At 44.9% G+C, this 2,966-nt stretch carries 3 protein-coding genes and 1 pseudogene; 1 reads left to right on the top strand and 3 read right to left on the bottom strand.

All coding sequences use genetic code 11. The features are described from left to right. Nucleotides 1–24: 24 nt before the first annotated feature. Together RIG27_RS13765 and RIG27_RS13760 are read right to left on the bottom strand one after the other, a co-directional pair. On the bottom strand, nt 25–225 hold the full coding sequence (locus RIG27_RS13765) for a hypothetical protein (protein WP_446345940.1): 201 nt from the start codon (nt 223–225) through the stop codon (nt 25–27). 202 nt (nt 226–427) lie between these two features. Continuing rightward, nucleotides 428–1,081: a CPBP family intramembrane glutamic endopeptidase gene (locus RIG27_RS13760; protein WP_446345966.1), complete on the bottom strand. Its 654-nt coding sequence runs from the start codon at nt 1,079–1,081 to the stop codon at nt 428–430. Between the two features lie 380 nt (nt 1,082–1,461). Between RIG27_RS13760 and RIG27_RS13755 the strand changes: the two are divergent. Then, a pseudogene (locus RIG27_RS13755) lies at nt 1,462–1,551 on the top strand (HNH endonuclease); the annotation flags it as partial. Between the two features lie 132 nt (nt 1,552–1,683). Here RIG27_RS13755 and RIG27_RS13750 read toward each other — a convergent pair. Further along, complete coding sequence (locus RIG27_RS13750) at nt 1,684–2,793, bottom strand: response regulator (RefSeq protein ID WP_446345964.1); 1,110 nt, start codon at nt 2,791–2,793, stop codon at nt 1,684–1,686. Between the last annotated feature and the right edge of the window lie 173 nt (nt 2,794–2,966).

Raw genomic sequence — 2,966 nt, 5'->3', positions numbered from 1 at the left:
CGGCTGAATTTTTTTTCTCTCGTGTCAATCCCGCCTTAAATCTCCTCGGTCATCACTGGGATCATTGGGCATTTGCGGTGTTACGGCTGGATTGTCTACGGTTTCCTCAGCATCGCGATCGGCAATATAACCGGGTTTCATGGCTAAATCCTTTGGGTCAACGGTTGGAGTTTGCTCTGGAGCCTTTTCCTGTTCCGGCGATGTGTTATTTGGGTCTGAACTCATTACAGCCTAATCGTTTCAACAGCTTTACCTTAACCCTTTCATCGGCAAAACTGTACTATCGCAAGGCAGAAATTCTACCTTCTTGCACTAGAAACCGGGTTTCTCGTGAGGATAACAACTCCATATCAACCTTTCATCCCCAGAAACCCGGTTTCTTGACCGATGTCCTACACGCCAAAGTGCAAAGAGCATAACACAGGTGTCAGAATAGACTCCAACTCTGATTACCCCCCATGTAGTTGAAGAGAATAAAAGGAAACCCCACAAGATAGTGGGCAACTACAGGACCAGAAATACTTCTGAACTTCCAGTAATTTTTTCCCCATAGCCAGCCCAACAGCCAAGTTCCAGCAACGATTAAAACACTACGAAAGTAAATGTGAGAGAACGCAAAAAGACTGGCAGAGCAAAGTATCACAGCTCTCTCATGAGAGCCAATTATTTTTTCTAACATCAGGAAAGCGAATCCTCTCCATACCAGCTCTTGAAATACCGACATGCCAAAATACCAGCCATAGTAACCGAACTCTAGATACAGAGAACGAGGGTAACCTAAAAACCAAGGGAGCAAAGCCAAAAATATCCAACCTAACAGAAGTAGGGACAAAGTAGAGGGCAGTATCTCACGTACTGATGAAAGCTCTAGCGAAAGCCCTAGTTTATGTGGAGCAACTCTGTTTATAGACACATAGCTTATCATGACGACTGTTGGAAAGCCGCCTAGGGTGAGAAAGAAAAACTGTCTGGTCAAAAAATCTGAATAGAGCAGCAGAGAGGGCATGACAAAAGCAATGACCAATAGCCAGATTTCTGGTTTTAATACTTTTATTTGTTGTAGCCATCTGAGTTTAAACACAATTAATCCCTCCAGCTAGCGATAGTATTTAAAAAGCCGTATTGAAACAAATTACCTCCTGTGAGCCTTCATCTATCCTTCTCCACCCCTTGCTCTGATACCAGTCGCTTCGGCGATTGGCGCTCAACGGGTTTGTCGGTGGAGTTTTTTATTGGGGATCGATATCGCTCCATAGAACCAGGTACAGCCCAAACTAGAACCCTATTTAATTCTGACGCCGAGCATTTAACAACCATCAATCCAAAACCTGATCACAACAGCGGGAGGTACAGGCGCATCCAAGCCGTACCGATATAGGACAAGAAAACCATACCGTTTTTCAACTCTCCCGCTCTGACTACAACCAGAAGCGGAGTTTCTTATACCAAGGAGTAAAAAGCGTGACGAATGTAACTGAAGGATTAAGGCGCTCCGTGGTGGTGTTCTCCAAGAACTACCTACCCATCAGTCGAGTCAATATGAAGCGGGCGGGTATCTTTGCTCCCCCCAGCTTCCCCAGCTTCCCCTGCACCCTACCCCCCCACAAAACTTATTCAGCAGACCCGAAGTAAATCAATCTAACTCCCCCATCTCCCTCATCCTCCCCACCTCCCCCATCCTCCCTAATCTCTCACCTCGCGCACGGTTATTGAAAAGCCATCTCCCAACTTAACGGCAATCAAGTCATAGCATTTCTTTCCCGTATCCGTTTCCCAACCCAATTCTTGTTCGAGTGGTTCTCCGGTTTCCACCACCTGCACGAACTTTTCAAGCAATCCTGGGGCGAGTCGATTCAGCAGTTTCTTTTGCCCTGCCTTACTCGTAAGTTCTTCTCGTTTTTTCCCCAACAGTTTGGCAAAGATGGGATTAACTAATAGATAGCGAAAGTCCTCGATTTCTCCGGTGACTAACTCCCTCACCGCTTGCATGGCGGCAATTCCATCTCTAGAACTGTTCAACAAACTGGTGAGTAGGGCGTGAGATTGGTAGAGAATTTCTGCGGTTTGTTGATGTTTCTCGATTTGTTGTCGGAGTTTGTGTTTTTGTTGTTGCAGCGTGAGGTGAGTTTGGATGCGGGCGATGACTTCTTCGGGTTGGAAGGGTTTGGTGATGTAATCCACTCCCCCAACTTGAAAGGCTTTAACTTTATCAAATACTTCGTTTAATGCACTGAGGAAGATAATGGGAATGTCTGAAGTTTCTTCGTCGGCTTTCAGAGTTGAGCAGACTTGATAGCCATCAATATCGGGCATTTTAATATCCAGTAAGATGATATCAGGGGGGTGATTGCGGACGGTTCTTAATGCCATCGTGCCCTTGGTGACGCTGCGGACTTTGTACCCCTGTTTGGTCAAGATGTCGTTTAAAAAATGCAGGTTTTCGACGAGCTCGTCAACAATTAAGATATTGCCTTTGGGGTCTTCAATGTGGTAATTATTGCTTTGTTCGATTTCCTCAGAGGTGAGAGTGGGGGTGGCGCTTCGTTCTAAGAGTAAACAGCGGAAGTTATTTTTTGTGACTTTTTCGTCGAGTAAGTCTGAAAGACGTTTCCATAATAGGGATGCTAAGTCTTTAATATGCCCCACGCTCATGTGTAAGCGATCGGCGACGGTGCTGTAGGTTTCGTCGTCCCAAGCGGCTTTGAGGATTTCTTTTTCTGGTGGGGTGAGTTGTTTATCTGTCTTGGCTTGGAGAGCCGATTCTACAAATTCCAGGGCTTCTTTAAGGGTCATGGGTAGTTACGATGTCATTTTGCAATGTTTTTTGGTTCTTCAGTACTTATTATGCTAAATTGTTAGTTAAAATATTCAAAGCCTTTATATAACAAAAGGTTTGGGCGTTATCTGGATGTTTTTCTCAATTTTGAATAGCTGAGGCGCTACAATTATTATGGGGCTTGGTTTTT

This window comes from Coleofasciculus sp. F4-SAH-05, assembly GCF_040222985.1.
Taxonomy (GTDB): Bacteria; Cyanobacteriota; Cyanobacteriia; order Cyanobacteriales; family Coleofasciculaceae; genus Coleofasciculus; species Coleofasciculus chthonoplastes.
Note: the sequence above shows the minus strand (reverse complement) of the source record. Positions and strands in the feature narration are given on the sequence as shown.